Below are 6,105 nucleotides of genomic sequence, written 5' to 3'. Positions count from 1 at the left end.
AGACCAGCCGGACGGACCGGTCCAAGACCGCCCCCACCCGGCCTCGTTCCACACGCCCCGCGCCCAGGCGACGCAGGGCACCCTCCCCCGCACGATCTGATGGTGGTGCGGGCCAGCGTCCGGAGGGACACGCTCACACGGTCCGGACCCCGCTGCCCCGCGCAGCCCACCGGAACCAGGGCGTGGCAGCGATCAGCACACCCACTACCGGCCGACACCGGCCACGAGGGGCAGCACTGGGCGCGGGTTTCCACCTGCACGCTCACGCCACCCCTCCACGGTGGGAAGAACCCGTGCCAGACACCAGGTCTGGCACGGGATCGCTCAACTGATCAGAGACGCTACGCGCTTGGCCCTGCGCTGGAGCGCGGCCAGGACGCCCGCGGCGTCGACGACGCCGTAACCGTAGTCGAAGTCGTAGCCGACCTCGCTGCGGTCCTCGGCGGTACGGCGCAGCAGCGAGCGCAGCTGGCTCGGCGACAGGCGCGAGGCGGGCCAGTGGGTGCGGATCGCCGCCACCAGACCCGCGGCCACCGGGCACGCCGCCGACGTGCCCGAGTCGGGCTCGCCGTCGCCGAACGCCTTCGAGCCCGAGAAGTGGGTGTAGGCGCACACGTCGGGCTTGCGGGCGGCCAGCCGTCCTGGGCCCTGCGAGGAGTAGCCGACCCGTTCGCCGGTGACGTCGACGCCGCCGATCGACAGCGCCCTCGGGTGGGAGTTGGCGCCCACGATCGGCCGGTCGGGGTAGGCGCACCTGCCGTCCTTGCAGTCGCGGCCGCAGTTGCCCGCCGCGAACAGCACGTCGGCGCCCGCCCGATCGAGAGAGGCGACGATCAGGTTGAACGGGTGGGCGGCGTTGTCGGAGTAGTTGCCCGGATGGCCGGGCGGAAAGTCCCATCGAGGGGAGAACGACCCCCACGAGTTGCTGATCACCAGCGCCCTGGTGTCGGCGGGCTGCGCGTCGAGCACGGTCCGCAGATGCGCGAAGGCGGCCACCGCGTCCGACAGCAGCCCGTCGAGCGCCGACCCGCCGGGACGGCTGGACAGCAGCACGGGAATGTCGATCAGCGACGCCTGCGGGGCGCCGATCAGCGTGTCGAACGCGCACATCGTGCCGTGGTCCACCTCGAACTCGCCGGGACGGCCCGACACACTGGAGGGGTTCCAGCTGCGCTCGGCGTCGAGGTTGACGCCCCTGCCCAGGTGCCTGGCCACGTGCGCGGCGTTGATGCCCGTGTCGAGGACGGCGAGCGCCACCCCCGCGCCGTCGAGGCCCTCGGCCTGCAACGCGGCGGCCCCGATCAGGCGCTCGACGTCGCGCCAGTCGCCGACGGGCGCGTCGCCGCCGCAGGTGAAGCTCGACTCGATGACGGGGTCGGCGAAGATGCCCACCACGTCGGAGCGGAGCGTGGGCAGCAGCGCCACCCGCGTGGACAGCTCGTCGTCGGAGATCTCGCCCCGCACGAGCACCGAGGCGTCCTCGGCGGCCAGCGAGAAGTCGAGCGGCTGGTCGAGGGAGAGCGGATCGCCGCCGGGGGCGGGCACGGGCCGCGGCACGGCCACCGGGACGAAGGAGGGGTCGAGCACCACGCCCGGCAGGCCGTCGGCCACGTCGGCGGTGGTGGCGGTCTGTCCCGGGTCGGCGACCGCCGCCACGAGATCGGGGGAGGGGCGTAGCTGGATCAGTACTCGCATGGAGCATCACCGGATTCTGCTGGAGGGAATGAACCACCCCCACATTCCTTCAACATCACCGCCGCGTCCAGCGAGTCTTCAGGGTTGTGACCTGCAATAACACGGCAAATCGCCCGTAACGGGACGCCGTGTGGGGGCTTCCCTGCCGACGGCCGGTTCACTAGCGTGTGGCGGCATGACCGCACAGGTGCAGGGCACCTCCTCCGACTCCACGCGTGATCACTGGATGGCCGTGCGGCCACGGCTGATCCTGGCCAGCGGGTTCATGCTCTTCCTCGAACTCGCGCTGATCCGCTGGACCGGCTCGAACATCGTGCACCTGAGCTACTTCACCAACTTCGTCCTGCTCGGCTCCTTCCTCGGCATCGGCCTCGGGTTCCTGCGCGTCGGCAGGAGCAGGCGGCAGCCGTACTACTCGCCCGTCGTGCTGGCCGCGCTCGTCGCCGTCGTGCTGATGTTCCCGGTGACCGTCGACCGGCAGGCCGACGGCGTCCTGTACTGGACCAGCCTGGCGACCACAGGACCGCCCGCGTGGGTCATCCTGCCGATCATCTTCGCCGCCGCCGCGATCGTGCTCATGGGGCCGGCCGAACTGGTCGGGCGCTGCTTCCCCGAGCTGCCGAGGCTGGAGGCCTACCGCTACGACCTCATCGGCTCGCTCAGCGGGATCGCGCTGTTCACCGCGCTGTCGTTCCTGAGCGCGCCGCCGATCTTCTGGGGCGTCCTGGTCGCCGTCGCCTACGCGCTGCTGCTGGTGCCCAAGCCCCCCGTGCTCTACCTGCTGCTGGTCGTGACGCCCTCGATCGTCGTCGTCGGACTGCTGCTGGCCGAGACCCTCACCGCGGGGGCCCTGTGGTCGCCCTACTACAAGGTCACCTACCGGGAGCTCGAACGGGCCGGCGAGCAGGTCATGAACATCCAGGTCAACGGCATCCCGCACCAGGAGGCCGTGCCCGCCGCCGCGAGGCTGCAGTGGGAGGCGCAGTACGGCCTGCCGTACGAGAGGGCGGTGAGCCCGCCCAAGGAGGTGCTGATCGTCGGCGCAGGCAGCGGCACCGACGTGGCCATCGCCCTGTCCAAGGGCGCGCAGAAGGTCGACGCCGTCGAGATCGACCCCAAGCTGCGCGAGCTGGGCGGCACCTACCACCCCGACCACCCCTACAGCGACCCGCGCGTGAGCACCACCATCACCGACGGCCGCGCCTTCCTGGAGCAGACCGACAAGAAGTACGACCTCATCCTGTTCGCCCTGCCCGACTCCCTCACGCTGGTGTCCGGGGCCTCGTCGCTGCGGCTGGAGAGCTACCTGTTCACCGAGGAGGCCATGCGGGCCGCCCGCGCGCACCTCAAACCCGGCGGCGCGTTCTCGATGTACAACTACTACCGCGAGAGCTGGCTGGTCGACCGGCTGGCGGCCACCATGCAGAACGCCTTCGGCCACAAGCCGTGCGTCGACGTGGTCAGCCAGGCGGGCCAGCAGGCCGTCATCACCGCGGGCATCACGCCCGACGCCCAGCGCTGCGGCAGCGAGTGGGCGGGCGCCGCGGCCGGCACGCCCGCGCCGACCGGCGACGACCGGCCCTTCCTCTACCTGAAGGACTTCACGATCCCGTCGCTGTACATCATCACGCTGACCCTCATCCTCCTCGTCTCGCTGGCGGCGGTGCGGGTGGTCGCGGGGCCGTTCTCCAGGATGCGGCCCTACGCCGACCTGTTCCTGCTCGGCGTGGGCTTCCTGCTGCTGGAGACCAAGAGCGTCACCGGGTTCGCGCTGCTGTTCGGCACCACGTGGGTGGTCAACGCCATCGTCTTCGCCGGGGTGCTGGTGGCCGTCCTCGCCGCGGTCGAGGTCACCCGCCGCTTCCGCACCCCACCCCTGCCCGTCATGTACGGCGTGCTGTTCGCCGGGCTCGCGCTCGCCTGGCTGGTGCCGAACTCGTGGCTGCTGGGCCTGCCGGTGCCGCTGCGCGCGGTGGCGGCGGTGACGGTGGCGTTCCTGCCGATCTTCGCGGCGAACGTCGTCTTCGCCAAGCGCTTCGCCGACACCGCCGACGCGACCACCTCCTTCGGCGCGAACCTGCTCGGCGCGATGGTGGGCGGCTGCCTCGAATACCTCGCGCTGGTCATCGGCTACCAGGGGCTGCTGATCGTGGCCGCGCTCCTCTACCTGGGCGCCTTCGCCCTGCTGCCCCGCCGGACGGCGGCCACGTAGGGCGCATCTAGGGCGCGGTCGTGTCGTCCTTGTGGCCGAGGGCGGCGTGGCCGTGCCCGCTGCCGTCGTCCAGCGGCACCTTCTCGCCGCCGTAGGCGTTCGACAACCGCGCGCGCAGCCTGCCCAGCGGGCCGCGCATCCCCTTCGGCGGGATGCCGTCGGTGTCGGCCCCCGCGCCCACCTCGGGGATGGCCTCCTTGCCCCGCATGTGGGCCTCGATGTCGTCGGCCGGAGGCGTGTGCATCTCGATGTACTCGCCGTGCGGCAGCCGCTTGATCACCCCGGCCTCCACGCCGTGCCCGATCACCGCGGAGTCCGAGCGCTGCAGGCCCAGGCAGATGCGGTAGGTGACGATGTAGGCGATCACCGGGCCGAAGATCACCAACACCCGGCCGATGTAGGTCGTCCAGTTCAGGCTGATGTGGAAGTTGGCCGAGATCTCGTCGTTGGCCCCCAGCAGCCACAGCACGCCGTAGAACGTGACGGCCGCCATGCCGATCGAGGTGCGGTGCGGGTTGTTGCGGGGACGGTCGGCGACGTGGTGCTCGCGCCGGTCGCCGGTGATCCACTGTTCGAGGAACGGATACAGGGCGAGCCCCGTCATGATGATGCCCATCGGCAGCAGCGCCGGGATGATCACGCTCAACGGCAGCGTGCCGAACTCGTTGGTCCCGAACAGGTTGATCTCCCACGCGGGCATCAACCGCAGCGAGCCCTCCAGGAAGCCCATGTAGAAGTCGGGCTGCGAACCCGCCGAGATGTCGGCCGGGGTGTAGGGGCCGAATGCCCAGATCGGGTTGATCTGCGCGAAGGTCGCCAGCCCCGTGATGACCGCGAAGGTGAACATGAAAAATGCTCCGGCCTTGAGCATGAACGCCGGGAAGAACGGCGCGCCGACCACGTTGTGGTTGTTACGGCCCTTGCCGGGCATCTGGGTGTGCTTCTGCACCCACATCAGCACCATGTGCGCCGAGATCAACGCCAGCAGGATGCCGGGGATCAGCAGGATGTGCAGCGAGTAGAACCGGGCGATGACATCCTCGCCCGGATACTCCCCGCCGAACAGGAAGAAGGAGAGGTAGGTGCCGATCAGCGGCAGCGAGATCATCACGCCCTGGGTGATGCGCAGACCCGCGCCGGACAGCAGGTCGTCCGGCAGCGAGTAGCCGGTCAGGCCCTCGAACAGCGCCAGCGTCAGCAACATCACGCCGATCAGCCAGTTGAGCTCGCGCGGCTTGCGGTACGCGCCGGTGAAGAAGACGCGCAGCATGTGCACCATCATGCCGGCCACGAACAGCAACGCCCCCCAGTGGTGGATCTGCCGCATCAGCAGGCCGCCGCGGATCTCGAAGCTGATGTCCAACGTCGAGGCGTACGCCTCCGACATCATGACGCCCCTGAGCGGCGCGTACGCGCCGTCGTAGATCACGTGCTCCATGCTCGGCCTGAAGAAGAACGTCAGGAACGTGCCACTCAGCAGCAGGATGATGAACGAGTAGAGCGCGATCTCGCCGAGCAGGAACGACCAGTGGTCGGGGAAGACCTTGCGCAGGTTCCGTCGCAGGAAGGCGCCCGTGCCCGTCCGGTCGTCGACGAACTCCGCGGGAGCGCCGATGGCTTTGGGGACCTTCGTCAGTTCATCCATCGTCCTGCGCCTTCCTGCGCCCGGACACGGCGCGGTGGTATCGCCAGGCCACCCAGAAGCCCACGCCCACGCCGACGCCCGCGGCCAGCGCGTTGATGGTCCAGTACACGACGTCGGAGCCGTACCCGTAGCCGTTGCCGAGCACGAGGATCGCGATGACGATCGCGGCCAGCACGCAGGCGCCCACGCCCGAGGCCACGCCGACGGCGATCGTGCGGACCAGCCGGGAAGCCCGCGAACGCGGCCGCGGCGGCGTCGCCGCGGGCACCGCCAGGCGGCTGACGATGGCCTCCGGCGCCTCACCCACCCGGCCGAGGCAGCGCTGCGAGACCATGCCGGACCGGTCCTCGCCCACACAGATCCACTGATCCCCCGACACGTACAGGATCGAGCGCGTGGAGTCGGGAAGGCCCAGGCGGAGAAACTCCTCCCCCTCGGGGAAGTGCCTGATCCGGTACGGCACGGCAGGCAGCTGGGCGTCCAGCGCGTCGAGGAGTTCGGTCAGCTGGTGCATCCGGGTCATCGCCCCCTCACCCTCTTTCTCCCATCTTCG

General features: G+C 70.1%; 4 protein-coding genes. 1 reads left to right on the top strand and 3 read right to left on the bottom strand.

All coding sequences use genetic code 11. From position 1 onward, the window contains the following. Positions 1 to 324: 324 nt before the first annotated feature. Positions 325 to 1,695: a S8 family serine peptidase gene (locus ACFXJ8_RS08970; protein ID WP_379643268.1), complete on the bottom strand. Its 1,371-nt coding sequence runs from the start codon at positions 1,693 to 1,695 to the stop codon at positions 325 to 327. A 175-nt stretch (positions 1,696 to 1,870) separates the two neighbouring features. Between ACFXJ8_RS08970 and ACFXJ8_RS08965 the strand changes: the two genes are divergently transcribed. Next, positions 1,871 to 3,907 carry a spermidine synthase gene (locus ACFXJ8_RS08965; protein WP_379643267.1) on the top strand — a complete coding sequence of 679 codons (2,037 nt, stop codon included), beginning with the start codon at positions 1,871 to 1,873 and terminating at the stop codon, positions 3,905 to 3,907. Positions 3,908 to 3,914: 7 nt separating this feature from the next. Here ACFXJ8_RS08965 and ACFXJ8_RS08960 read toward each other — a convergent pair whose 3' ends face one another. After that, on the bottom strand, positions 3,915 to 5,552 hold the full coding sequence (locus ACFXJ8_RS08960; protein ID WP_379643266.1) for a cytochrome bc complex cytochrome b subunit: 1,638 nt from the start codon (positions 5,550 to 5,552) through the stop codon (positions 3,915 to 3,917). Continuing rightward, positions 5,545 to 6,075: a hypothetical protein gene (locus ACFXJ8_RS08955; RefSeq protein ID WP_379643265.1), complete on the bottom strand. Its 531-nt coding sequence runs from the start codon at positions 6,073 to 6,075 to the stop codon at positions 5,545 to 5,547. The genes ACFXJ8_RS08960 and ACFXJ8_RS08955 overlap by 8 nt, the downstream gene beginning before the upstream one ends. Positions 6,076 to 6,105 lie beyond the last annotated feature (30 nt).

Source organism: Nonomuraea sp. NPDC059194, assembly GCF_042754765.1.
Classification (GTDB): domain Bacteria; phylum Actinomycetota; class Actinomycetes; order Streptosporangiales; family Streptosporangiaceae; genus Nonomuraea.
This window is presented reverse-complemented; position numbering and strand designations above follow the sequence as displayed.